The sequence below is a fragment of the Halosimplex salinum genome (assembly GCF_003730195.1).
Lineage (GTDB): Archaea > Halobacteriota > Halobacteria > Halobacteriales > Haloarculaceae > Halosimplex > Halosimplex salinum.
The window spans coordinates 1,055,234-1,080,717 of sequence record NZ_QWGG01000001.1 but is presented as its reverse complement, the minus strand read 5'-3'; the positions used below and the strand labels follow the sequence as shown (position 1 = coordinate 1,080,717).

General features: G+C 67.1%; 17 protein-coding genes, 1 tRNA gene and 1 pseudogene. 4 read left to right on the top strand and 15 right to left on the bottom strand.

Going from position 1 to position 25,484, the window contains the following annotated elements:
* Positions 1-47: 47 nt before the first annotated feature.
* The 5 genes and pseudogenes from D1409_RS05215 to D1409_RS05195 form a co-directional block, all read right to left on the bottom strand.
* Positions 48-2,309, bottom strand: coding sequence for an NADP-dependent malic enzyme (locus D1409_RS05215; protein WP_123534700.1), 2,262 nt, complete (start codon positions 2,307-2,309; stop codon positions 48-50).
* Between the two features lie 971 nt (positions 2,310-3,280).
* Positions 3,281-3,355 (bottom strand) — tRNA-Glu (locus tag D1409_RS05210).
* 88 nt (positions 3,356-3,443) lie between these two features.
* A pseudogene (locus D1409_RS25805) lies at positions 3,444-3,761 on the bottom strand (helix-turn-helix transcriptional regulator); the annotation flags it as partial.
* Positions 3,762-4,122: 361 nt separating this feature from the next.
* Entirely contained in the window at positions 4,123-5,232 is a 1,110-nt protein-coding gene (locus D1409_RS05200) for a hypothetical protein (protein WP_328587660.1), read from the bottom strand.
* A 119-nt stretch (positions 5,233-5,351) separates the two neighbouring features.
* On the bottom strand, positions 5,352-8,534 hold the full coding sequence (locus D1409_RS05195; RefSeq protein WP_123534697.1) for an oligosaccharyl transferase, archaeosortase A system-associated: 3,183 nt from the start codon (positions 8,532-8,534) through the stop codon (positions 5,352-5,354).
* Between the two features lie 188 nt (positions 8,535-8,722).
* Here D1409_RS05195 and aglG point away from each other — a divergent pair, with 188 nt between their 5' ends.
* Entirely contained in the window at positions 8,723-9,652 is a 930-nt protein-coding gene (aglG, locus tag D1409_RS05190) for a glucosyl-dolichyl phosphate glucuronosyltransferase (RefSeq protein ID WP_123534695.1), read from the top strand.
* A gap of 76 nt (positions 9,653-9,728) precedes the next feature.
* On the top strand, positions 9,729-10,880 hold the full coding sequence (locus tag D1409_RS05185) for a glycosyltransferase (protein ID WP_123534693.1): 1,152 nt from the start codon (positions 9,729-9,731) through the stop codon (positions 10,878-10,880).
* Between the two features lie 15 nt (positions 10,881-10,895).
* Here D1409_RS05185 and D1409_RS05180 read toward each other — a convergent pair whose 3' ends face one another.
* From D1409_RS05180 to D1409_RS05160, 5 genes are all read right to left on the bottom strand, one after another.
* Positions 10,896-11,114, bottom strand: coding sequence for a PLDc N-terminal domain-containing protein (locus tag D1409_RS05180; protein ID WP_123534691.1), 219 nt, complete (start codon positions 11,112-11,114; stop codon positions 10,896-10,898).
* 60 nt (positions 11,115-11,174) lie between these two features.
* Positions 11,175-11,957 carry a YqjF family protein gene (locus D1409_RS05175; RefSeq protein WP_206424967.1) on the bottom strand — a complete coding sequence of 261 codons (783 nt, stop codon included), beginning with the start codon at positions 11,955-11,957 and terminating at the stop codon, positions 11,175-11,177.
* Between the two features lie 65 nt (positions 11,958-12,022).
* Positions 12,023-13,570 (bottom strand): alkaline phosphatase family protein, encoded by a 1,548-nt coding sequence (locus tag D1409_RS05170; RefSeq protein WP_123534689.1) that lies wholly within the window; start codon positions 13,568-13,570, stop codon positions 12,023-12,025.
* Positions 13,571-13,652: 82 nt separating this feature from the next.
* Entirely contained in the window at positions 13,653-14,777 is a 1,125-nt protein-coding gene (locus D1409_RS05165) for a lysylphosphatidylglycerol synthase transmembrane domain-containing protein (RefSeq protein WP_123534687.1), read from the bottom strand.
* 2 nt (positions 14,778-14,779) lie between these two features.
* A complete protein-coding gene (locus D1409_RS05160) occupies positions 14,780-15,643 on the bottom strand; it encodes a polysaccharide deacetylase family protein (protein ID WP_123534685.1) in 864 nt (287 codons plus the stop codon).
* A gap of 159 nt (positions 15,644-15,802) precedes the next feature.
* Between D1409_RS05160 and D1409_RS05155 the strand changes: the two genes are divergently transcribed.
* Positions 15,803-16,876, top strand: a complete 1,074-nt coding sequence (locus D1409_RS05155; protein WP_206424966.1) for a DUF2304 family protein — start codon at positions 15,803-15,805, stop codon at positions 16,874-16,876.
* A 75-nt stretch (positions 16,877-16,951) separates the two neighbouring features.
* Here D1409_RS05155 and D1409_RS05150 read toward each other — a convergent pair whose 3' ends face one another.
* From D1409_RS05150 to D1409_RS05130, 5 genes are all read right to left on the bottom strand, one after another.
* Positions 16,952-18,241: a sulfatase family protein gene (locus D1409_RS05150; protein ID WP_123534683.1), complete on the bottom strand. Its 1,290-nt coding sequence runs from the start codon at positions 18,239-18,241 to the stop codon at positions 16,952-16,954.
* A gap of 6 nt (positions 18,242-18,247) precedes the next feature.
* The gene (locus tag D1409_RS05145; protein WP_123534681.1) at positions 18,248-19,396 is read right to left on the bottom strand and encodes a sulfatase-like hydrolase/transferase; all 1,149 of its coding nucleotides are present in this window, start codon (positions 19,394-19,396) and stop codon (positions 18,248-18,250) included.
* 85 nt (positions 19,397-19,481) lie between these two features.
* Positions 19,482-21,302 carry an ArnT family glycosyltransferase gene (locus tag D1409_RS05140; protein ID WP_123534679.1) on the bottom strand — a complete coding sequence of 607 codons (1,821 nt, stop codon included), beginning with the start codon at positions 21,300-21,302 and terminating at the stop codon, positions 19,482-19,484.
* Between the two features lie 63 nt (positions 21,303-21,365).
* A complete protein-coding gene (locus D1409_RS05135; RefSeq protein ID WP_164471568.1) occupies positions 21,366-22,802 on the bottom strand; it encodes an oligosaccharide flippase family protein in 1,437 nt (478 codons plus the stop codon).
* Positions 22,803-22,964: 162 nt separating this feature from the next.
* Positions 22,965-24,362, bottom strand: coding sequence for a sulfatase-like hydrolase/transferase (locus D1409_RS05130; protein ID WP_123534674.1), 1,398 nt, complete (start codon positions 24,360-24,362; stop codon positions 22,965-22,967).
* A 131-nt stretch (positions 24,363-24,493) separates the two neighbouring features.
* On the opposite strand from D1409_RS05130, the gene D1409_RS05125 reads away from it, so the two are divergent.
* On the top strand, positions 24,494-25,477 hold the full coding sequence (locus D1409_RS05125; RefSeq protein ID WP_123534672.1) for an alkaline phosphatase family protein: 984 nt from the start codon (positions 24,494-24,496) through the stop codon (positions 25,475-25,477).
* The last annotated feature ends 7 nt before the right edge of the window (positions 25,478-25,484 follow it).

Sequence of the window (25,484 nt, the reverse complement as noted above, 5' to 3'; positions counted from 1 at the left end):
TTCGAGTCGGCGAGGATTCCGCCGCTTGCGGCCCGGCGGGCAACCCGCTACGCTTGGTCCCGACGCTGGGCGTCCAGCACCGCCGCAGCGCCCAGATTGACGATATCTTTCACTTCGTCGTCGCGCTGGAGGACGTGGACCGGTTCGTCCATGCCGGCGAGCATCGGCCCGACGGCGTCCGCACCGCCGAGGCGCTGGAGGAGTTTGTAGACGATGTTGCCCGCTTCGAGGTTCGGGAGGACGAGCACGTTCGCCGGCTCCTCGAGTTCGGCGAACTCGTAGTCGTCCTGCAGGAGGTCCTCGACGACGGCTGTGTCGGCCTGCATCTCCCCGTCGACCGGGAAGTCGACCGCGGGGTCTTCGCGGAGTCGCGCCGCCGCGCGCCGGGGTTTGCGGGTGCCCGGGTTGTCGACGCTCCCGAAATCCGAGTACGACAGCAGGGCCGCCCGTGGCTCCACGTCGAACTGCCGAGCGACCCCGGCGGCGTGGCGGGTCACCTCCGCGAGCGTCTCGGCGTCGGGGTCCTGGTTGACCGTCGCGTCCGCGACGAACACGACCTGATTCTGGAAGGTGAGCATGTACACCCCTGCGGCGTGCTCGACGCCGTCCTCGGTCCCGATGACGCGCAGCGGCGGCCGGAGGGCGGAGGGGTAGTGGTGAGTCAGCCCCGTGAGCATCGCGTCGGCGTCGCCGCGCTCGACCATCACCGACGCGAAGTAGTCGCCGTCACGGATCGTCTCCGCCGCCTCGCGGCGGGTGAGCCCCTTGCGCTGCCGGAGTTCGTACAGTCGATCGACGTACGCCTCGTAGTCGCCGCCGGCGGGGTCGACGACCTCCGGGTCGAACGCCAGTCCGAGCCCCTCGACCTTCCGTTCGATCGTCGTCCGGTTCCCGATCAGCACCGGGTCGGCGATGCCCTCCTCTTCGAGCTGGTGGGCGGCGCGGATGATCTTCTCGTTGGCCCCCTCGGCGAGTGCGAGCCGTTTCGGGTCGCTCTTGGCCTTGTTGAGGACGATCCGCATCATCTCTCGGGACTTGCCCAGCCGGGCTTCGAGGCGCTCGACGTACGGCTCGGTGTCCACCTCGTCGCGGGCGGCGCCAGACCCCATGGCCGCTTCGGCGACGGCGGGTGCGACCTCGAAGAGGACGCGCGTGTCCAGCGGCTTCGGGATGATGTACTCGGGACCGAACTGCAGCGGCTGGTCGCCGTAGGCTTTCCGTACGGCGTCGGGTACGTCCCGCTTGGCGAGGTCGGCCAGCGCCTCCGCCGCGGCGACTTTCATCGCCTCGTTGATCTCCGTCGCGCGCACGTCCAGCGCCCCGCGGAACAGGAACGGGAAGCCGAGCACGTTGTTGACCTGGTTCGGGTAGTCCGAGCGCCCCGTCGCCATGATGACCGTGTCGTCGCGGGCCGATTTGGCCGTCTCGTAGTCGATCTCGGGCTCGGGGTTCGCCATCGCGAAGATGATCGGGTCGTCCGCCATCGACTGCACCATCTCCTCGTCGACGATGCCGCCGGCGGACAGCCCGACGAGCATGTCCGCCCCGACCATCGCGTCGTCGAGCCCGCCCTCCGGCACGTCGCTGGTGAACTCGCGATTGTACTCGTTCAGGTCGCCGGACGCGGCGCGCTCGTCCGTGAGGATCCCGTCGATGTCGACCATCGTGATATTCTCGCGACGGACGCCGAGCGAGAGATAGAATCGTGCCGTCGCGATGGCGGCCGCCCCCGCGCCGGCGAAGGTAACCTGCAGGTCTTCGAGGTCCTTCCCGCTGATCTCGATGGCGTTGAGCAGGGCCGCGCCGGTGATGATCGCCGTCCCGTGCTGGTCGTCGTGGAAGACCGGGATGTCCATCGCCTCGCTGAGGCGCTCCTCGATGACGAAGCATTTGGGCGCCGCGATGTCCTCCAGATTGACGCCGCCGAACGTCGACTCCATCCCCGCGACGCAGTCGACGAAATCGTCGGGGTCGGTGTGGTCGACCTCGATGTCGAACACGTCGATGTCGGCGAAGCGCTTGAACAGCACTCCCTTCCCCTCCATGACCGGTTTCGACGCCTGCGGACCGATGTCACCCAGACCCAGTACCGCGCTCCCGTCGGAGACGACGCCCACGAGGTTCGCCTTCGCGGTGTACTCGTAGGCGGCCTCGGGGTCCTCGTCGATGGCGCGGCAGGGGCCCGCGACGCCGGGCGAGTACGCCAGGCTCAGGTCGCGCTGCGTGCTCGTCGACTTCGTCGTCCGTATCTCGATCTTCCCCGGCGGGTCCTCGCGGTGGTACTCCAGCGAGTCGTCTTCGAGAGTCATACCGGGTATTCTCGAGTGGTCCGGTAAAGATGTGGGTGTCGCCATCTCGAAGGTGTATTAGGTCGAGTGGCGTGAGCGTGCTGCCGCCGATTCCACGTGTGAAATTTATTACACGGTGGTCGATGTCGGAACGTTGTCTCAGTGTGGTTGCGAATTTAGCAGAAAGTATTCATTCTGTTTACCATATGTTCAAGTAATGCGTGATCGCTTGCTGAAGGCGTTCTGTGCTTTCGCAGCGATACTACTCCTGACTGGATGTATGGGGAATCAGAAGACGTTCCAACCGAATTCAGACCATTCAGTGAATCTCGAAAACCAGGGAAGCGAGAGCGCGACGTTCAACATTAGCGTAATACAGAATGCGACGGACGAAACCGTTCACAATCAGAGTCATGTAGTTGGCCCCGGCGAAAACCGAGAGGTCTACAACACCGACGAAGCGTCCCCCAATGGCATCGAGACCTTTGAAATCCACTGGACCGTACGTAACGAAAGCGGGCAGGTAAACATCAGGACGAACCATTGTTACGGGGATGCAGATATTGTGCTTCAGGAGGACGGTACTGCCTCATCTCACTACTCAATTTGCTGAGTGAGTCTCCTCTACTGAGCATCCGCGCGAGTGAAGCGAGAGCGGTTCACCGGTCACGACCGAAGGGAGTGACCGGCCTTTCTCGTGAGCGGAGCGAACGAGGGCTCGTCAGAGCTTTGCTCTGACGGTGTTTTCACCCATGTTTTTGCGTGCGGGGTTCCCGCAGCGAGTGCGAGGCCGAGCGAAGCGAGGCCTCGAAGGCGAGCGGGGACCGGAGTGACCCGCGAGCCGCAGGCTCGCGAGGAAACCCCGTGGGGAAAATGATGGTAGTGCTCCGTCAGGGATTCGAACCCGATGCCAGACCTCCCTGCGGTCGGTCTGCCGTGGCTCGAATCCCTTCCGTGCGCTTCCTTCTTCGTCACTTCGTTCCTCAGAAGAATGCTCCGTCAGGGATTCGAACCCTGGTCCTTGCCGTGAGAGGGCAAGATGATTGGCCGGACTACACCAACGGAGCGCATACGCCCTCTGTGCGTACTCAATCCTTGCGAGGATACGGGTTTAACGGTTGCGCTTCGCACCCGTTCCGTCACGCAGTCGCACACTCACTCGTCGTCGAACGGCGAGCCGGCGGCCTCGGGCTCGTTCCCGCTGAGGCTGATGATGTTCTCGCGGCCGACCCGGAGTTTGCTGATGTCGCCGTCGTCCTCCATCTCGGAGAGGAGCATGCTCACTTTCGACTTCGACCACCCCGTCCGGTCGACGATCTTCGCCTGTTTCATGCGCCCGTCGTTTGATTCGAGGATGTCGACGATGATCTCCTGGTCCGTTCGCTGTGCGGGCTCTGCCGTCTCGGTCCCGGAGTCTCCCTCGACGCCTGGCTCCTGGGGACGGTCCGCCGTCTCCGGCTGGTCGGTCGCGCTCGCGGACGACCCGCTGTCGCTCGACCGACTACGCGAGAGCAGCGACGGGATCCCTGAGTGCCAGGCTGCGACGCCGCCGAGGCCGAGCACGAGGAGGATGAATCCGGCCATGAACATGGCACCGAGGTCGCCCGACGCGGACGACTGGAGGAGGCCGACCAGCGGCTCACCGACGGTCGAGAAATCGAACGGATAGTGCGGGTGTACTACCCGCACGCTCCCGACCCCGGTCGACAACGCTCCCCCGACCGCGTCGACGACAGACCACTGCAGCATCTATCGTAACATGCCGGGTTCGGTATAAAAACGCTGTGAATACGGGGGATCGGAACGGCCAGATCGCCGGACGTGAGTGGGGTGGTCAGGCGAGACCGAGCGTGGGAACGCCGGCCTGCTGAAAGACGCCGGCGATGTCGAGGACGGCGACGAGGAGCGTGGTCAGGACGATGGACGCGGACGGTGGGTCGAAGTGCGTGTCCGCGTGGGCGTAGGCGACTCGCTGAGCGAGTTCCCCGAGGACTCCGCCGAGGACTCCGAAGCCACCGCCGACCAGGACGGCGACGACCGGCGTCGCGTTCGGGACCGCGAGCGCCGCGATACCGGCCGGGAGCGCCATGTGGTGAGTGACGGGGAACCGCTCGACGCCGGCGGTCAGGAACAGCATCCCGGTCGCGGCGATACCGAAGGCGAGGAAGTAGCTCCCGGTGGCGACCGCCAGGAAGCCGCCGAAGACGCCGACGACGAGTCCGAGCACCGTCACGACCGCCCACTCGGACTGGTAAGAGAGCCACGGCTCGACGACGTACCGGCCGACGAGCGACTGTGCGCCCTCGCCGTCGCCGTCGGTGGCCATCCGTCGGTCGCCATCCTCGTAGGGAGACATGTCGAGAACGTCCGTGTCGAGTCGACCGACGAGCGAGTAGCCGAAGACGGCGCGGTGGAGGAGCGCGGAGACGACGACGCTGGCCGCGACCGGGTCCCACGGGAGCGCGAGGCGGAGCGAGAGCTGGGCGAGCCAGTAGCCCAGGATCCCGAAGACACCCCCGACGGCGAGCGCGGCCGGGCGCGGACCGAGCGGCGTCGAGAGGTGTTTCGCCTCGTGGTAGGGGAAGTCGGTGTCGAGGTGGCCCTTGCGGCCGGCGAAGGCCGCGGCCGCGGCGGCGCCGGCGAAGGCAACGTGCGGGCCGAGAACGGGTCCATAGCCCACGAGGCCCGTGACGCCGGCCGTCCCCAGGTCCGCCGATCCGGAGACGAGCGAGGTTCCACCTCCGTCGGTCGTGACGCGGGCTATCTCGCCGATCGTGATCGTCAGGCCCGCGAGCCCGTACGCCGCGTAGCCACCGACGGCCGCTCCGATGGCGCCGCCGGCGAAGGCGACGAGCAACAGGTCCACCGCGAGCAGACCGCCGTCAACGGCCATCGGCATCACCCGTCGGACCGGTCGAACGACGGTCTCCGGCAGCGTCGCCACACCTTCCTGTCATAGGATACGGCAGTCAGAGCCAGTAGTTAGTACTGACGGATGGAACGCGGCTGGCTCGGGTCGAAGAAAACCGTCCGTCGGACGGACCGAAGAGCGAGCGTGACCGCTCAGTCGCGCCGAGAGAGCCCGACGAGCGAGAACAGCGCGGCGCCGGTGAACGCGACGACCGTCAGGGGACCGGCGGCCGACGGAACGGGCAGTGTGACGTCGTTCGGCGCGTCGGTCGCAGTCCCCGTGGACGTGCTCGAACCGTCGGTCGACATCGAGTCGTCAGTCGGGGTGCTGGTCGAACCGTCACTCGGAGTCGCTGTCGAGTCGCCGGTCGGCGTCGAGTCATCCGTCGGGGTGGCGGTCGAGTCGTCCGTGGTCTCGTCTCCGCTCGAGTCGTCCGTGGTCGTCTCGTCGCCCTCCGTCGAGTTCGTCTCGATGCGGTTGGGCTCCTGGTCCGACAGTGCAGGACCCTTCTCCAGGGAGACCTCTGCGGCACTGTCGTCCTCGCCGATGACCTGTCCCTCGGTGACGTTGGTCGTGCCGACGTACCGGAACGAGTGGGTCTCGTTGGACTTCACGTCGGTACGGAACCGGTAGCCGTCGGTCGCACGCACGGTCGGGTCGGTGTACCCCTCTTCGGTGCCCCACTCGTCGTAGCCCGTCGTCGAGTACGGGACCGTCATCGTGAACGTCCCGTCCGAACCGGTCTCGGCCTGCTGGCGGTAGACGAACGTGGAGTTCGTCGAGGGGACCTCCATCTGGACGGCCGCCGTGACCGTCGAGTCGGCCGGTCCCTCGCCCTCGATGGTCGCGCCGGGGACCTTCTCGAACGCCTTCACCCAGTTGCTGGAACTGGGCTGCAGCGAGCTCGCGACGCCCGGCGACCGGATCGACGTCTGGTACGCGCCCTCGGCTTCTTTTCGGAGTCCGAGCAGGTAGCGCTGTGAGTCCGTCGAGCGGGACTCACTTCCGCCGACCATCCGGTAGTGTTCCATCGCCGGGACACGCTGCTCCGGGAACTGGCCGATGCCACCGATCTGCGAGGTCGGGTCGTTGGAGACGTACTCGCGGGCCTCCTCCATCGTGTCGAACCGCCTCGTTCCGTTGCTCTGTCGGATCTGACTGCCCTGGACGCTCTCGATGGTCCAGTCCACGACGACCGGTTGCGGCTCGACGGCGCTCCCGTGGAAGTTGTACAGTCGGACGGCCGTCGAGTTGTAGTAGGGCTGGTGCTGCAGCCTGAAGAACTGGTACCCACCACGCTGACCCGCCTGGTAGAAGATAGAGTCACCCGTTCCCGTGTAGTAGTCCGACTGGTTGATGTTCTTGTCGGTGAACTGGAAGGGGGCGAAGTACTTGCCGCCGACGTTGATCGAACCGCCGCCGGATCGCTGGTAGAACTGCGTGGTCTCGGTCATCTTCCAGTCGACCATGACGAATCGCGTCTCCGCGTCGTCTTCGCTCAGACCGGCGACAACGTCGTTCGCCTCCGACTCGTCCTGTGAGAGCAGGAAGTTCGCGGCCTCGCTGGCGCCCTGCTGGAAGGGGTTCGCCGTCGGTATCCGCTCACCCATGACCGTGATGAAGTGGCCGTAGTCCCACCACGAGAGGACGCCGTAGTACCCCTCCGGGTAGTCGAAGTCGTCCGTCCGTTCGAAGGTTCCGTAGTACGGGACGTCCTCGGCGTTGTCCGCGCCGCCGTAGGTCCCTTCCTCGGGCGAGTTGTCCTGCATCCAGCCGAGGCTCTCGTTCCACGCCGTGGCGGACGGGCCCGCGCCGCCCTGGCCGTTGGTCACTTGCAACGCGATCGCACTCGGGTACACGAGCGGAGCGAACACTACCAGGACGACCGCGAGCACCGTGAGCACCTGGTACGTCTCGATCTCGGTGTCGGGCTTCGAGAGGCCCGCCAGCTTGGCCATCTGCCCGACCATCAGGCCAGTCATCACGGCGACGGTGACGGCGAAGTAGTAGTCGAAGCGGCTCTGGGTCAGCGTCGCGAGTAGCATGAACACTGTCCAGATCGGGAGCAACGTCAGTTCGGCTCGCGGCCGCTTGTAGAAGAGGCGAGCAGCGATGTACGCGACGCCAGCGAGGGCGATAACCAGCGTGAACTGGTATCGCGGGAACAGCTGTCCGAACGGCATCGACTGCGCCTCGCCGACGGTTCCGGCCGTATCGGAGGTGGACAGGCCGACGACACGGGTGGCCTGGTTGACGAGGAATCCCCAGAAGTCCGGCAAGAGGATGGCCATCCCACCGGCCACCAGAACGAGGATACCTGCGACGGCGGCGGGGAACCCGACGTTCGCCAGGTCGCGTGACTCCCACTCACGTGCGAACCACGCGAGGAAGACACAGCCCGCTGCGACGGCGAACGCCAGGAGCGGCTGAACGAGGTTGTAGCTCGTCGCACTGAGACCGATCTCCTCCACCACGGCCAGACTCAGGACGCCGGCCGTCGACAGGGTGATCGCCCCGGCGATGGCGACGTGTTCGGGGCTCTCGCCGTGAGCGTACTCCGAGGAGAGTTCGACGAGGAAGTAGACACCGAGGATACCGACGAGGAAGATACCGGGCGCCCACGTCCAGAGGTAGATCGCGATGGTGGTCCCGGCGACGAGCGACCAGCCGACCGGGCGTCGGAGCGCGTCGACGTCGCGTGCGCGGAAGAGCTCCCAGACGGGTTTCTCCTTCTCGGCGACGGAGACGGCGACCATCGTCGTGAGGACGGCGATAGTCTGGAAGAGCGCCTCGGCGATGTGGTGGTCGTAGAATCCGACGGTCCCTCGCTGAGCGAACGTACTGCCGACGAACGCGAGCGTCGCGACGGCGATGACGCCGGCGAACCTGCCGCCGATGCGTTTGCCGATGAAGTAGACCGGGATCGCGACGAGCGTCCCGATGACAGCGGGCGCGAACAGGGCGACCAGTCGGATCGTGTGGTCGGTCGGACTCCCGAGGCCGACGACGAGGGCGGCAGTGGCGACGAGCTGGTCCATGACGGTCCCGAACTGGCTCGAGTGGGTCCCGTACGGGAACTGGGTCCAGGGATCGAACGGACTCGTCGCGGGCCAGTTCAGGACGGTGTATTTCACCATCCGGTAGTGATACCACGGGTCGAACCCGTTGAAGTAGACTGTTCCTTCGACCAGGAACTGTTTCCAGTGTCTGGTCCGACTCCACAGCATGAACCCGAGGAGGGCGACGATCGCCGGGATGTGGTAGTAGTCCCCCACCACGTCGACGACGTCTTCGGGTTCTTCGATGTCTTCTATACGGCCTCGCCACTGACTCATTGGACGGAACCAGTCCCATCGCGCGCATAAGCCTTGTCATATCGACGTAAATCCGACCCCGAAGCGACAACGGATACCCCTCCAGTCCTGCGGTTCACGCCCCGTTACGGTCGGCTCCTCGCTCGGGACAGCAGGCGGATATCGGTCAGACGGAAAGCCTATCCCGGGCCCCAGTCCATACGCGGCACATGCGCGTCTCCGTCGTCCTGTGTGAGCACACGATGGACCGCTACGACGCGGTCACCGAGGCCGCCCGGAGCGTCCTCGACCAGACCCACGACGACGTGGAACTCGTCTTCGTCAGCGACGGAAACCCCGAGGTGCTGGAGCGGTTCGAACGCGACTTCGGCGACAGGGAGAACGTCGTCACTCACTGCAACGACGAGAACCGTGGCCTGCTGGTCAGCCGCAACAACGGCGCGGAGACTGCCAGCGGCGACGTCGTGGCGTTCATCGACGACGACGCCGTCGCCCATCCCGAGTGGATCGCTCGGCTCGTCGATGCCTACGAGGACCACGACGCCATCGCCGCCGGCGGCCGGATGGACCCGATCTGGGTCGACGGCAAGCCCGACTTCCTCCCGGAGGAACACTACTACCTGATCGGCGCGACCTATCGCGGGTTCGGCGAGGGGAGAGACGTGCCCGCCGAGGTCCGCAACACCAACGGCTCGAACATCTCCTTCAGGCGCGAGGTGTTCCTCGATCTGGGCGGGTTCGACGACGAGATCGGCGGCCGAAAGGGGGACAAGAACCTCCAGGGCGGCGAGACGGAAGTCTGTGCTCGGATGGCGGTCGAGTACGGGCAGGGCGTCCGCTACGTCCCCGAGGCGCGAGTCGGCCACAAGGTGTTCGCCTACCGCACGGAACCGAAGTGGCTCCTCGACCGCGCCTTCTGGCAGGGCTACTCCAAGCGCGGGATGCAGCAGTTCGTGCCCGGTTCGGCCGAGGAGGAGGGGGACTTCCTGGGGAAGATACTCGGCGAGTACGTCCCGGGGCGACTCTGGGGGCTGGTCCGGGACCCCGACGCGGCCGCGGCGAAACAGCTCGTCTGGCTCGTCCTCCTGACTGGCGTCGTCGGCCTCGGCTACCTCTACGGCATCGTCAAGTGGAGGTGAGGCGGCAGGGCCGTCGGCTGGGCCGGTCGAAGCGCTCCCGGCAGGATTAAGCGGCCGCCGGAGCCAGAGAGCGGTAATGGCGGACCTGCCCGACGTGTGCGTCGTCACCCATCCGCTGGCGGCCGCCGGCGAGAACGCGACCCGGAGTCTGCTCGACATCCTCTCGGCGATCACGGGCGTCGCGCTCGTGACCGCCGACCTGCCGGCCGACTCCGAGATCCGCGACCGACACGAACTCGTCGAACTCACGCGGAAGAGCGCCGGCGACTCGGTACCGGTCGCGGCCGCGCGATTCCTCCTGAATCAGCTCCGCATGTGTCGCGTCCTCGCCGGCCGCGACGAGGACGTCGTCCTGTTCTACGGTGCCACGTCCTACCTGCTCCCGATCCTGTTCGCTCGTGCTATCGGGAAGACGGTCCTCGTCGAACCGCGCGGCGACGTACCGCTGACGCTCCGCATCGCCTGGGAGGAGGCGCTCCCGTCGCCGGTCGCCCGGGGGCTGGCCGGTCTCGTGCGTGCGCTCGAACGCGCGGGCTTCGCCGCCGCCCACGGCGTCGTCACGTACACGCCGTCGATGGCCGAGCAGCTGGACGTCGATCCCGACGCGCCCGACGTGTACCCGACCGGCGCTCGCTACGTCCGAACCGACGAGTTCGACGTGGTGACGCCCTTCGACGACCGCGACCGACGGGTCGGCTTCCTCGGCCGCCTCGACGAGGAGAAGAACGTCCGCGAACTCGCCGAAGTAGCGAAGTCGCTCCCCGACGACGTGACGTTCTCGTTCGTCGGCGACGGCGGCCTCCGGGAGTGGCTGGAGACGGAACTCGCGGCGGAGATCGAGGCGGGCTCCGTCGAGATGCGCGGCTGGGTCGACCACGACGACGTGCCCGCCGAACTGAACCGCCTGCGGCTCATCATCCTGCCCTCAGAGCCGACGGAGGGGCTGCCGACCTCGATCCTCGAGGCGCTGGCCTGCGGGACACCGGTCTACGCGACGCCGGTGTCCGGGGTTCCCGACGTGGTCCGCGACGGCGAGACCGGATTTCTGATGGAGAGCACGGAACCGGAGGACATCCGACGGGAACTGCTCGCCGTCCTCGACCGCGAGGACCTCCCCGAGATCAGCCGCGCCGGGCGTGACCTGATCGAGACGGAGTACAGCTTCGAGGCCGCCCAGCGACGATACCGGGAGATACTCCAGCGCGTCGGGCGACGGCGCCACCGGTAGCGGTCGGGTCGCCGGTCAGTACGTCTGGTCGCGCCCGAGCAGGAAGTACAGCACCAGTCCCAGCAGCGGAGCGAGAAAGACGACGATGGCCCAGAGGAACGCGGGGTGACTGCTGTTCTTCTGGGCGTCGTTGTACGTCCAGACGATCAGTGCGATCCCGATTGCGAACAGGAGCAGGCCGAACAGGAGGACGAACGCCGCCTCACCGGCCTGCAAGGGTATCATGGAGGGCATCACTGCCGAAAATCCGGCCACCGCGGCAAATGCTTTGTGTTCGGTTCGGCTCCGGGCTCGTTAGCGGTCCGACCCCGGCTTCTCCGCCCGCCGGCTCCCCGAAGCGGTCACGTCGACGCCGGGACTGTAGCGGAAGACCGGGTCGCTCTCGGGCGTCGCGAACCCGTTGGTCTCGAAGACTTCGTTCTCGCCGAACTCGACGGACGCCTCGTACAGCGGCCACGGGCGGTGACGGATCTGCGCGTATCGCAACTCCCCGCCGGGCGTCTCGGTGTAGTAGCGGTACCGCTCGGTGAGGAACTCGTCGAGCGTCCCCGGTTCGAACCGGAACCGGTCGCCCGCGGGCCCGTAGCGCGCGTCGAAGTCACAGGGCCGCGCGCCGGGGTGCCAGCGCTCGCTCTCGAATGCGATCCGGGAGCCGTCGCCCGTCATCGACATGCTCGCGAAGTAGTAGGGAAGGTGGTGGAACACGCGCGCGCCGGTGACGCCGAGGACCCCGTCGGCGTCGAGGCTGAAGAAGTAGACGCCGCGGTCGGCGGCGGGCCCGTTGTCGGTCGGTCCGGCGTCACCGTCGGATCGCTCGCGTTCGCCCTCGTGGCTGACGTACGTCCGCAGATTCAACTCGGGGAGTCGGAAGCCGGCCCACTCGGGGACGCCGTTCGGGCGGACCGCGACGTTGGTGAACGGGACGACAGAGAGCCACGCCCGCCCGCCGTGCGTGTCGACGGTCAGCGACTCGGGGAGGTGGGCCCGGACGACCGCGGGGTCGACCGGCCAGTTGGCGAACAGGACGTGGCGCCAGCCCATCTCGACGGGCAGATCGAGCAGCGAACGGAGAGACATCGGACGCTCGATCCTACGGGCTGGTTGCCTATCACTTCGGGGACTCCGCCGGACTGTCTCGCCCGCTACTCCATGTATCCGAGTTCGGTGAGTCGGTCCGCGACCTCGTCCGAGGGGCCGCCGGTGCCCGCCTCCTCGTGGTCGATGGGCTCCTGCGTTCCCACGTCGGGGTCGTCGACGAAGATATCGAGTACCTCACCGTCGACGTCCGTCGGCACGTCGACGCCGTGGTTCGCGAGGATCGTCGGCGCGATGTCCCGGATGTCGATCTCCGGGATCTCGCCCCTGTTCCGGAAGTCGGGGCCGTTCGCGACGAAGATGCCCGTCGGCGTGTTCTCGGCGGCCCAGCGGTCGGGCTTCGTCTGGATCTCCGACCCGCCCATGCCGTCGTTGACGTGGACGCCGGGTCGCTGGTCCAGCACCACGTCCGGCCCGATGTCGAGGTAGGGGCCGTCGTACACCTCCTCGGCGCGGTGGACGCCCGTGAAGAGCGGCTCGCCGTGCTCGTCCGTGACGTCTTCGAGGTCCGAGATGAGGTGTTCGCGGACCGCCTCCACGTCGAACTGGGGGTTGATGTAGATCGGTCCCTGCCCGCTGGCGAGCGCCTTCGTCTCCTGTGGAACGATGAGTTCCATCTTGCGCTCGCGCTTGGCGCCGGCGCTCTGGGGGACGAGTTCCTGCACGCTCTCGGGGACGGTCTTCGCGAGGAACTCCACGAGCCCGAACCGTTTAGCGACGCTCAGCGCGTTCTCGCGCGTGAGTCCGACCCGCTGGAAGTAGTCCTCGACGCCGCTGGCGCGCGTGAGGTAGCCGTTCTCGGCGAGCCACTCGTTGATGTAGAACTCGGTGGTGGTGGCGGCGGCGCCGTGGTCCGACATCACTACGAGGTTCGTGTCCTCCAGTTCGGCGAGTTCGCCGAGCCACTCGTCGACGAGTTGCCACGCTCGCTTCGTCGGTTCGTCGTCCCAGAAGAAGTGGTGGAGGACGTTCAGGTAGAACAGGGTGACGTGCGTGAACTCCAGATCCTCCTCGAGGAACAGGTCGCGGGCGACCTCGAGGCGGAGTTCGAACAGGCGGAGGATCTCGTCGACTTCGGCGCCGCGTTCCTCGTTCGAAGAGAGGAGGGGGTCGGGGTGGACCTGGTAGTCGTAGCGGTCGGCGAGCTCCCGTTCGAACTCGGGCGGGTGGGTGTAGCCGGTGTCGAGCGAGCGGTACTCGCCCTCGACGGCGTCCGGGCCGCCGGAGACGACGTAGTCGTCGATCTCGCGGGGCGGATACATCGAGGGCATGTTGACGACGGCGGCGCGCTGGTCGTCGGCGTTGAGGTAGTCCCACAGCTCGGCGGTCTTGTAGTCGCTGCCGCTCATGATGTCGATGCGTTCGTCTGCGAGGTCGATGCGTTCCCACCAGAAGACGCTGTGTTTGCCGGGGTTCTTGCCCGACGCGTAGCACTTCCAGTTCGGGTAGGTCACGGGCGGGAGACAGCTCCGACTCGTGGCGTAGGACCCGGTCTCGCGGAGCTCCGCGAGGTTGGGAAGGAGGCCGTCGTCGATCCACGGCTCGGTCAGGAGCCAGCTCGCGCCGTCGAGCCCGACCACGAACGTCCGCGTCATTACCGGATGCCCGCGAGGCGGCCGGAAATACGTTTCGTTCGCGCGGACAGTCCCCCCACACGTCCCCGGGTTTCGCCCCCGATCACCCCTCGTCGCGCCGCGCGAGGATATCGGCGAGGTCGACGTTTGCCGCCGGCAGCCACCCGATGACGGCGGGGAGGTAGACGCCGAACGTGCGGTCGACGAGGATAACCACGGGCGCGAGCTCCGGCGCGACGCCCAGACTGACGAACACGGCGGTCGCCGACGCCTCGGCGACGCCGACGCCGCCGGGCGTCAGCGGCAGGACCGTCACGCTGTAGGCCATCACGAGCACGACCGGCAGGAGGATCGCGGGTGAGAACTCCCCGCCGAGCGCGGTGAGCAGGAGCCACACCCGGAGCGCCGGAAAGATCATCAGGTTCCCGGCCCACCCGAGCGCGTACGGGACGACGACCGACGGTTTCGTCGACAGCCGCCGGAAGACGCTCGCCGAGTCCGCCGTGAACGTCGGGAGCGCGCCCGCGACGCCTTCGAGTCGGTCACCGACCTTCGGGACGCGACTGAGGAGGCCGCCGAGCCGACTCGCGAGGCGGCCGGCCACGTCCATCCGGCGGCCGGCGAGCAGGACGAGCGCGCCCGCGACGAGGTAGATCCCCGTCGACAGCAGGATGACGAGCAGCCACCCGCTCCCGAGTCGCGTCGCGAAGACGGCCAGCCCCGCCAGCGCCGTCAGCCCGTACAGCGCGGCGTACAGCCCCGTGTTGAGCCCGGAGATGCTCACCGCCTCCGTCCAGTCGACGTCCGTGTAGTAACGCAGGACGAGCGGCGCCACCGAGTGACCGGAGGCTTTCGACGGGATCACGTGGTTGATGAACTTGATCACCAGGTCTATCCGCGCGGTCGTGGCCAGCGGCGTCGGCTCGCGCCCGTTCAACAGCGCGTACCACATCGAGAAGCGCGACCCGAACTCCAGGACGGTGATCGCGAGGATACCGACGACGACGAGCGGGGAGAGCGTGACGAGTTCCGCGGTCGTCGCCGCCCAGTCGACGCCCCTCGCCACGTACCAGAACGCGCCGACCGCGAGGGCCCACTGGAGAAGTTTGATCGCGGTCCGGCGCCAGTTACGGCCGCCCGGATCTGTCTCGCCGGGTTCGGCTCCGCTGGAGTCCGTGTTACCCGGTTCCGCGCCCGGATCCGAGTCCTCGGCGCCCGCGCCGCCCACGGCTACTCACTCCCGGCCGCTGACGCGGCGTTCCCGGCCGTCGGGCCGACACGCTCGGCGAGGCGCCCGACCGAGACGAACTCGAACGGCTGCGCGAGTATCTTTCGGACGGCTCGACGCATGTACGCCCCCGTCCTGACGTACACGCGCTTGGGGACTCCCTCGACCGCCGGGAGGTCGACGAGTTCCCAGGGGTGGACGTACAGCACCGGTGCGATCCCGCGCCGGGCGAGCAGGCGCATCCCGAGGATCGTGTACTGGACGCCGAAGAATCGGATCCAGGTTCCCGTCAGCGGGAGTCTGAGTCGCGGCATCACGGAGACCGGAACTTCGGCCACGTGGTCGGGTGCGTCCGGGTCGACTGCGCTCGCCCGGACCGGCCGCTCGGCGTCGAACTCGCCGCCGTACCAGCCCGGGATCGACCGGCAGGGGACGACACTCGAGTCGTACTCGTACCCCAGTTCCGCGAGCGTCCCGAAGTGGTCGGGGCCGAGGTCGAACGACGGCGCGCGAAAGCCGGTGACCGATTCGCCGGTGACCGCTTCCAGTCGCTCTCTCGACGTCGCCAGTTCCTCGCGACGCTCGGACTCGGAGAGGTCCGAGAGGTGCTGATGGGTGTGCGTGTGCCCCCCGATCTCGTGGCCGGCGTCGGCGACGCGCTGCAGGACCTCGGGCCGCTCGTCGGCGATTTCGCCGACAGTGAAGAACGTCCCCGTCGCGTCCGCTCGTTCGAACGCGTCGAGCAGGCTCGTGACGCCGTCGAGGCCGACCGCGGGCCGGTCGGTCGTGCCGCGGGCGCCGCGGTAGGCCGGCAGGTGCGTGAAGTACTCGAAATCGACGGAGAGAGCGGCCTGTGTCCTGGACATCGGCGGGTCGACCTATCGGCGGTACACTCCCGCCCTACTTGGGCGATGTGTTTCTCCCGAGGGCAACCGTCTGCCTCGTCGGTTCTCCGCGCCGGTCTCACGGCTGACCCCCGGACCGGCAGATACAAATCGTCCGAGTCTGACCAACGACACGAAACGATGCTGCCGAACCCGCCGGTCGCGCCCATGGCCGTTCTCCCGGGGCTGAGCAACGAGGCGCTGTCACTGCTCTTTCTCGGGCTGGCCGTCGTGACGCTCCTGTGGGGGTTCGAGCGCTACCGCACGACGTTCTCGCGGGTCGAGTTCGGCCTCGCCGTCGCCGTCGCGCTCGGACTGCTGACCGTCGCGTTCGCGCCCGGTCTGTACGGGTCGCTCGCGGGCCTGCTCAACCTCGAGAGCCGGTTCATCCTCATCCAGATCTTCGCGAACGTCACGTTCCTCGTGCTGATCTTCTATCTCATCTCGCAGCTCAACACGAGCCAGCGGGTCGTCAGCGACCTCACCCGGAGTCTGACCGTCCAGCAGGCGACCACCGACGCCGCAGTCGACGAACGAACCCTCTACGTCGTCATCCCGGCGTACAACGAGGCCGACACCATCGGGCCCGTCCTCGCGGAGCTCCCCGGCCGGATCCACGACCACGTCGTCCAGGCGGTCGTCGTCTCCGACGGCTCCGACGACGCCACTCGCCGGGCGGCGGACGAGTACGACGCCATCGTCGTCGAACACCCGATCAACCAGGGCCAGGGCGGCGCCCTCAAGACCGGGTTCGACATCGCGCGCCAGCACGGCGCCGACATCGTCGTCACGATGGACGCCGACGGCCAGCACCCCGTCGACCAGTTGCCGGAACTCGTCCGCCCTATCGTCGACGACGAGGCCGACTACGTGCTCGGCTCTCGCTACCGCGGCGAGGACAACTCCGGCAACTCCATCACCCGTCGGGGCGGTATCCGCACCTTCACCTGGCTGATCAACCGTCTCGCCAAGACGGACATCACCGACTGCACGAACGGCTTCCGCGCCATCAGGGGCTCCCGCCTCGAAGAGCTGACGCTCACCGAGGAGCGATTCTCGGCGCCGGAGCTCATCATCGAGTCGCGCAAGAACGGCCTGCGCATCGTGGAGGTGCCAGTCACCATCCACGAGCGCGAGGCCGGCGAGACGAAGAAGCCGAAACTGGGGTACGCGGTCGGGCTCGCGCGGACGATTCTCGTCACCTGGATCCGGTGACCGACCCGGTCGAGGCAGGAGAACGACCGGAGCGAGCATTCTACCGGAACGAGAGCCGCGGCCGGGCCGCCGGCGTTACTTGTAGCCGAGGTCTTCGAGGAGTCCGTCGATCTCGAGTTTCTCGGTCTCGCGGACGCCTTCCTCGGGAATCCGCGCTCTGAGTCGGCTGGCCACCCTGTCGTCCTCGACCGGGTTCAGTTCGTCCGGATCGGCCTCGAGGTCGTACAGCTCCGGCTCCCAGTCGCGATTGGGGTACTCGACGTACTTCCAGCCGCCGGAACGGACGCCGCGCTGCCAGTTCTCCTCGCGGATCAGCGCCTTCCCGCAGGCTCGGACGTACGCGTCGCGGTCGTCGACCTCGCCGGGCGGGAGCAGCGAGCGCCCGTCTAGTCGGGCTGGCGACTCGTCACCGCCGTCGGCCGCTGCTTCGCTCGCGGCGCTCTGGGTCGTCTCCTCGCGGTCGACGCCGACGGCGTCGAGCAGCGTCGGCATGATGTCTACCTGCCTGACCTGCGCGTCGACCGAGTCCGACTCGACGCCGGGGCCGGCGAGTACGAACGGCACGTTCGTGGTGAAGTCGAAGACGTTCTCGCCGTGGGCGTCCTCCATGAAGTGGTCGTGGATGGGTGGGTCGCGGTCGAAACGCCGCTTCAGCTTGCGTTCGGTCGACCGCGTGTCGACGCCCAGCCCGTAGCGGACGCCCGTTCGGAGGAACTTCAGCACCTTGTGCAGGTAGCTGTCCCGGTACGCGATCGCCTCGCCGTGGTCGCCGTGGACGGCGACGACCGTGTTCTCGGGCAGCCTGTCGCAGAACGCCTCCAGACTGCGGTCGAGCGCGGACAACGTCCGCGCGTACGGGTAGCGTCCGTACTCGGGGTCGTCGTACCCGTCCGGGACGTCGACGGGCGTGTGGATCTCCCAGAGGTGGAGATAACAGAAGAACGGCTCCGATACGTCCTCGAGTTCCGCGACGGCGTCGTCGAACCAGTCGCCGACGAGTTCCGCACGCCGGTCCCGATAGTGATACTCGTCGAACCCGCGGTCGAGACCGGTGTCGGCGACGATGGGTCCCGTCACGAGCGCCCGGGTGTCGTACCCCGCCGCCGAGAGGTGCTCGGCGAGCGTCGGCACGCCCTCGTCGAGTTTCGCCTCCTCCAGCGAGTAGACGCCGTTCCGTTCGGAGTACGTCCCCGTCATGAAACTCGTCACGCAGGGCGTCGTCGTCGTCGCCGTGGAGTACATCTGGCTGTAGTGGGTGCCTCGCTCGACGAGGCCGTCGAGGAAGGGAGTGTCGGCGTGCTCGGTGTCGACGAAGTCGTCACGGAGGCAGTCGACACAGACGAACAGCAGATTTGGGTTCGACATCCGGCGTCACCCCGCGTCCGTGTAACCGAGGTTCTGGAGTTGCTGTTCGACTTCGTCGGAGACGTCGGACCGCTCGACTGCGACCTCCTCGCCGCGCTCGGCGATGGAGACGTCCGCGTCGCGAGCGACCAGTTTGCGTTCGAAGTCCTGCCAGGCCACGGTGGCAGAATCGTGCCACGGGGCGACGGTCAGCGTCTCGTCGGTCGTCGTCTCAGTCAGGTCGTTGCCCTGCCACTCTTCGGGTGCGGTCAGCCCGGCGCTCTCGACGAGGGTCGGTGCGACGTCGAGTAGACTGAGCCGGTCGCCCACCGTGTCGACGCCGTCGAGGACGACCGGGACGCGGATGATCGGGTCGGCGACGCGTCGCCGGTACCCCTGGTGGTAGTAGTACTCCTCCTCGCCGAACTCGTCGCCGTGGTCGGCGGCGAACGCGAAGATCGGGTCGTCGCTGTCTATCTCGTCGAGGAACCGCTCGATCCTGGCGTCCACACGGCCCAGGGAGGCACGGTAGGCGTCGAGGATCGTCTCGCGCTCCGTCTCGGTGACTTCGGAGGACCCGAACCAGTGATGGCCGCCGCTCGCTTCGGCTTTCCGGTCGATCGAACCGGGGATAGCGTCTCCCCCGGTGCCGTACGGTCTGTGGCTCTCCATCTGGTGGACCCAGATGAACCGCGGGCCGTCGGCGTCGTCGAACCGCTCGATGGCTTCGTCGACGACCGCATCGTCGGCGGGGAGGTCGTCCATGTTGGCCTCCATCGGATAGACGCGTCGGTACACCTGCCTGACGATGTCGAACGAACCGAAGAACTCCCGGAGACCGCTCCGCCGGTTCTTCGCGGCGTTCCCGGACCCGCTCATGTAGTTGTCGTAGTGGTCGAACCCGGCGTCGAAATCGAACGCCGGGTCGGCCTGCGCGGTCGGAACGAGCCCGATCGTCGTGTACCCGGCCTCGCCGAACACCTCGGCGAGCGCGGGCCCGATGACCTTCGACTGGACGGACGCTCGCAGACGCGAGGACTGGAGGGCGGCCAGACTCGGGCGGGTGTAGTGCCCGGCGGTGACGCCGGTCAGGACGTCGTGGGAGTCGACGAACGGCATCGCGTCCACGTAGTCCCGGCGAACCGAGTCGGCCGTTAGTAGAACGACATCTCTCATACAGAGCTCGTCTCTCCATTTTTCGGGCACGTATACAACCTCTTCGGAAGCACGCAGTCCGCGACTGCCGGGCGCCCCGGCGGGCTCAGTCGGCGGATCGCACGCCCGCCCGCGTCGCCGTCTCTCCCGGCCCGACCCGCTCTTCCGGCGCCAGTATCACGACGTACCGCTCCTGTCCCTCGACCTCCGGCGTGAAGACCGCCTGCCGGAAGTCGTCCCGGAGCGTCTCCGTCCGCTCCCAGCGGCCGAACTCCGCGACGACCTCGTAGCCGTACTCCCCGTTCAGGAGCCCCTCGATGTACTCGCGACGCTCCGGGTACTGGTGATAGTCGGTGTCTGTCGGGTCGACGTAGGCCAGTTCGTTCGCCGTCAGTTGGACGAACGCGGGCTCCCGGTCTGGCGTGTCGGTCATCCACTCGGTGTACCGCGACTCGTTCGACACGAGCGAAGCGTTCGACGTGGCCTGTTGCTCCCGGTAGTCGAAGTGACTCGTCTCTCGCCCGTGTGGCGTCGCGATGTCCGCGACGGAGTTCTCGTACACCGTCACCGTCTCTCCCGACGCCGCGTTCGCGGCGATCCAGCGGGTCGCCTGGTCACGCGGCTCCGTCACGTACCCGGCTTCCGCGACACCGGCCGTCAGCGCGGTCGACAGCACCACGACGACGAGCGCGGCGCGGATCCCCGTCCGCAGTCGCGGACGGTCGCTCTCCCGCCAGCGACTCGCCGCCGCCGCGAACAGGACGAGCAGGGGTGGAAACGTCGGCACGACGTGCCGGAGGCGGACGAACTCCCACCCGGAGTAGACGAACAGGAACACCGCGGCGGCCGTCAGCAACAGCCAGTAGAGCGGGTCGACCCGGCCGCGGCGTTCGACGAGGTGACCGACCGTAGCGACCGCACCGGCGACGGTAGCGACGAACAGCGGCAGTCCGAGACCGCGGACGTACTGTCGCAACAGCCAGTACCAGATCGGCGCGTCCAGGCCGCCCGACTTCCCGGTCTTCGAGGCGATCGATCCGCCCGCTCTGGTCAGCAGCTCCATCGGGCCGCCGAGCAGGACGCTCGGGATGCCGACGGTGACCGACAGGGCGCCGACTACGAGCCCTCCCAGCACGACACGCGGTCGCGTCAGCTCGCCGAGCGGATCGTCGCTGCGGCCGGCGCGGACGAGGAGGGCGACGCCGAGGACGACCGCGGCCGCGCCGCCCGAGAGTTTGAACGCGATGGCGAGGCCGCCGGTGAGACACCCGAGCAGGAAGTGGACGGGCCGGCCGCTCTCGACGTAGCGTCCGGCCAGCAGGACGGATGCGAGCAGGAGGAAGAGCATCGGGAGGTCCTCCCCGATCATGTGGGCCTGCGAGAAGAACCCGAGCGAGAGCGCGAGCAGGAGCGCGGCGAGGCGCCCGGCGAAACGGTCGCGCAGTTCGACGCCGAGGCGATAGGTCAGGTAGACACACCCGACGCCGAGAGCGACGCTGACGAGGCGTCCGAGCAGGACCGACCCGGCCCAGAACCACGCCGGTGCGGCGTGCCAGAGGTCCCACCGCGACTCGATGGTGCCGAGCGTGGCGAACTCGCCGAGGTTCCCGCTCGCGAGAACGACGAGGAAGACGGGAGCGAGCACGACCGCGTAGAGGTAGAAGGTCGCACCGAGGGCCCGTCCGTCCGTGATGCCCGCTCTGACGGACTCGAACCTCGGGTCGGCGACGAACTCGCCGGCGACTTTCATCGGCTGGATCAACCGGGAGTACTCGTCCGGCGCGGCGAAGTTCGGGAGCCGAAACCAGACGCCGAACCCACACGTTACCAGCGCCAGCAAGAGCAGATACGGCAGATACGGGTCGGCCGCGACGTCGGCGCGAATCCGTTCGACCGGCCGACGGAACACCTCGCGTCCCCGAGACATATCGCCCGGTTGTTCGCTCGCTGTCGAAAAGGTTGCTAAATCGCGTTCGGCGACGGTCGCCGGTCAGGCCAGTACCGAAAACAGCTTCGTCCGAACGCGACTGGAGATGGCCGTCAGCGACGTGATGTACAGGGCAGCACCGACGGCCACGATCACGATAGCTGTGAGGAGTGTCTGGGGGAGGACGCTGTCGAGGCCGAATACGACTGCGAACATGAGCGCCGACGCGGCGAGTTGCCGGGCGATTTCACCGTACGGAACGTCGATAGAGCCGATGATGGTCGACAGCGCGTACCCGGCCACAGCGACGCTGCCGAGCGCCGACAGCGCGGTCGCGGCCGCTGCGCCGTACCAGCCGAACAGGGTTATGAGAACCGCGTTCAGTGAGAGGTTCGCGACGACGTAGACGAAGTTGACCTTGAACGCCACGTCGGGCCGATTAACGGCGTTTATCGCGTTGTTCAGGTAGTCCCCGTAGGCCGCGAACAGACGGGCAGCGATGAGGACGACCAGAATCGTCCCTCCGCGGGCGTACTCTGGCCCGAATATCGTCAACAGCGTCTCTCCGACCGTGACGGCGCCGAGGAGTCCGGGGACGAGCAAGACCCCCGTGAACGCGATGCCCTCGTTGAGGAGGTGATGGATCTGGTCGTAATCGTCTTTCACGCCCAGTTCGCTGATCTCGGGGAAGAGCGTCTTGTTGATCGAGATACTGAACAGCGCGAGGACGGACGCGACCGTCCACGAGACAGTGTAGATACCGATCTGGACCTTCGAGACGCTCGCGAGCCCGACGATAGAGAGACTGAGCGCCCGCATCATCATCACGTCTGACCAGGCGAACGCCTTGTTCTTGATCGTCCCGAGCCAGGCGAACCGAGCGAACGCGAACAAGCTTCGAACCTGCTCCATGGACGGCCGCTCGTACCGTGTTTTCAGGACGAATAGTCCCGCTACGGTCGAAATAGCCACCGCGACGCTGTATCCCGCGACGAGCCCTGCGACGCCCACGCCGAGGAAGAACAGCGCTCCTATCTGGACGGCCGACCGGACGACCTGCTCCCCGGTCTTGACGAATCCGGCGGTGTCGACCTGTTTGTTCCCCCTGAGGGCGTACAGCGTCGCATCGAACACTCCTCGGCCCCCGACCAGCGAGGCGAGCAACAGCGCGACATCCGTGCCGACGAATACGTTGACCTGGCCGCGAAACGCAACGATGACGGCGACGATGGCGAGGTGGATGCCGATGTTCAACAGGAATCCGGTCGAGACGAACGCGCCGGGTCGGTCGCCCTCGCTGATGCGTTTCGTCATCGAATCGCCGAGCGCGCTCGCAGGGATGTTCAACCAGAACAACAGCGCGAGCGCCGTGGAGTACGAACCGAAGACGCCCGGACCGAGCCGCCAGTTGATGTACCACGTCGCGACAAACCCGGCAACGGTCGTGCCGATCTGGGTGAGGAAGTGGATGACAGCTGTTTTTCCGATACGAGAACTCACAGATCGAACCCCCGGGTATCCGGCCGCAGATGGCGCGAACGCACCACTCTCTCTGACACGCGTCCGCTTCTCTGCGACGGTTTGAAATCCTTGTGTTCTCCTCGTCGACCGTGAGGAATTCTCCCACAACCGTGGCTGCGGGGACAGGGTCCCGCGACCACCCTACAGATACCCGAGTCGCTTGAGTCGCTCCTCCGGCACGTCGTCGCCCCAGTCTTTCTCCTGTGCGTCGCTGAACCGGCCCTTGAACTCGTGTAACTCTACTTCGAAGAGTTCCTCGACCGTGTCGTCCCACGGTTCGTCGACTTCGGTCTGCCGGCAGGGGCGGTCGCGGTCGATGCCGTAGACCGTCCGGTCGCCGAAGGAGTCCCAGACGTACTTGCGGTCGCCGTCGTACACCGCGCGGATCATGCGGTCCCAGTAGTCGTAGTTCTCGACGTGGTCGGGCGGCGCGCCGCCGACGACCTCGACGGGGACTCTGTCCCGGTACTCCACGGGCAGTTCGTCCTCGGCGAGGCCCGCTAGCAGGGTTCCGAGGTCGAGTTGGGAGAAGTACGTGTCGTCGGGTTCGCGCACCGACTCGGGCGCGTTGAACACGAGCAGCGGGACGTGTAGCAGGGACTCGGTGACGTTGCCGATGTGGCCCAGCATGCCGTCGTCATCCGGGTAACAGAGGTTCTCGCCGTGGTCGGCGGTCACGACGACGGTCGTCTCGTGGTCGCTCACGCGCTGGAGTTCCTCCACGAACGGGACGAGCAGGCGGTCGACGTACTCGATTGAGGCGGCGTACACGTCGCGATAGTGCTGGACGTGGTCGTCGTAGCCGTCCGGGTCGTCGAGTAGCAAGTTGTTGAACGGGACCGTCCGGTGTTTGTCGGACCACCAGGCGTCGGAGACATCGTCGGCGCCGTAGAAGACGTTGTTCGCGTGCGGATTGTGCGTCTCCATCAGGTTCAGGAAGCCGAAGAACGGTTCCCGGCCGGCCGCCGCGAGGTCGGTCGCGTGGGACAGCTGCGTCCGCGCGCCGTAGTCCCAGAGCCGGGGGATCGGCACCCCCTCGAGGTAGTCGTTCGTCTTGAGCATCAGTCCGTTCGCGATGCTCTTGACCGTCTCGTCGTGGGCGAGCGCCTGCTTGACGAACTCCACGTACCGTCGGACTCCCTCGGCGTCGACGTCGTGGAGGAATGAGTCGATCTCCTCGCCCTCGGCGAACACGGAGTGGCGGGAGACGTTGGTGAAGTCGTCGAAGTACTCGTCGAAGCCGTACGGTCGCGCGACGAAGAGGTTGCTGCTGACGGCGAACCGGTAGTGGTCGGCGAAGGCGTCGAGGAACGTGTCTTCGAGAGGGATGTCGTCGTAGGTGGGGTCGTGGCTGTGGAGGCCGGAGACGTGCGGCAGTTCGCCCGTGACGATCGCGCCGTGACTGGAGGGGCTCCAGTTGCTCGCGGCGCGACAGTGTTCGAACGAGACGTCCGCCGCGTCGGCCAGCCGGGGAGCGAACTCGTCGAAGTAATCTTTCCGGACGGAGTCGAGGACCACGAAGACGACGTTCCGGGCCATGTCCGCCCTGAGTCTGTCGGAACAGTAATGCTTATCGGGTTCGCTCGTCGGTCGTCGCCGCTTCGACCTCGGCGTGCGTTCGCTGGGGGAACGGCAAAATACTTGAGCGGCGGCGGTCTCCGGGACGGTAGATGACGCTCGTCGTGCTGGGCGTGGACGCGCTCGACCCGGACCTCGTCGAGCCGGACGACCACCCGAACCTCGCCCTCGAGGCCCACCGCGCTATCGAGACGATCGCCAGTCACACTGGCGAGCCGAGCACGCACGAACTGTGGCCGACGATCATCACCGGTCTCACCCCCGCCGAGCACGGTCTCCAGCTCGAGGACGACGGCGTCGCCTGGGGTAACCCGGTGTTGAACGCCGGCAGCCGCGTCGCCGACTACGTGATCCCCGACGGACTCCAGTCGCGCATCGGCGCCTGGCTCCTGACGAACACGGACACCGACGCGTTCCGGACGCCGGCCACGTACTACGCGGACAACGACCTCACCACCGTCTTCGACGGACGGGCGTCCGACGCGATCGGCGTCCCGAACTACGTCCTCGACCCGGACAGCGAGGACCGCGAACACGTTCTCCGCCGGAGCCTCGGCGACCTCTTCGAACGCGACCCCGAGGCGACCGGCGGACACACCTCCTCGGACCCGGAGACGTTCTACGAGCAGTGCCTGGAGATGGCGATGATCCGTATCGCGCGGACGCGGCGGGCCTACCGCGGCGGCCGCTACGAACTCGTCTTTTCCTACACGAGCGGGCTCGACCTGATCGGACACGTGAGCTACGACCGCCCGGCCCTCCAGCGGGCCGCCTACGAGGAGATCGACGAGTTCGTCGGCGAACTCCGCGACGACCTCGGGCCGGACGACGAACTGCTCCTCGTCAGCGACCACGGGCTCCAGGACGGTGTCCACACCGACGAGGCGATGGTCGCGGCGACGGACGCCTCGCTCGTCGACTCGATCGAGGGCGTCACGGACGTCCGGGCGGCGATCGAAGCGGAACTCGACCGGCGCGACCACGCGGGAGCGCCGACCCACCGGAGCGAGACGGGCGACGGCGGCGACGGCGGCGAACGCGTGAAAGAACAGCTCGAGGATCTCGGGTACATGTAACCATGGA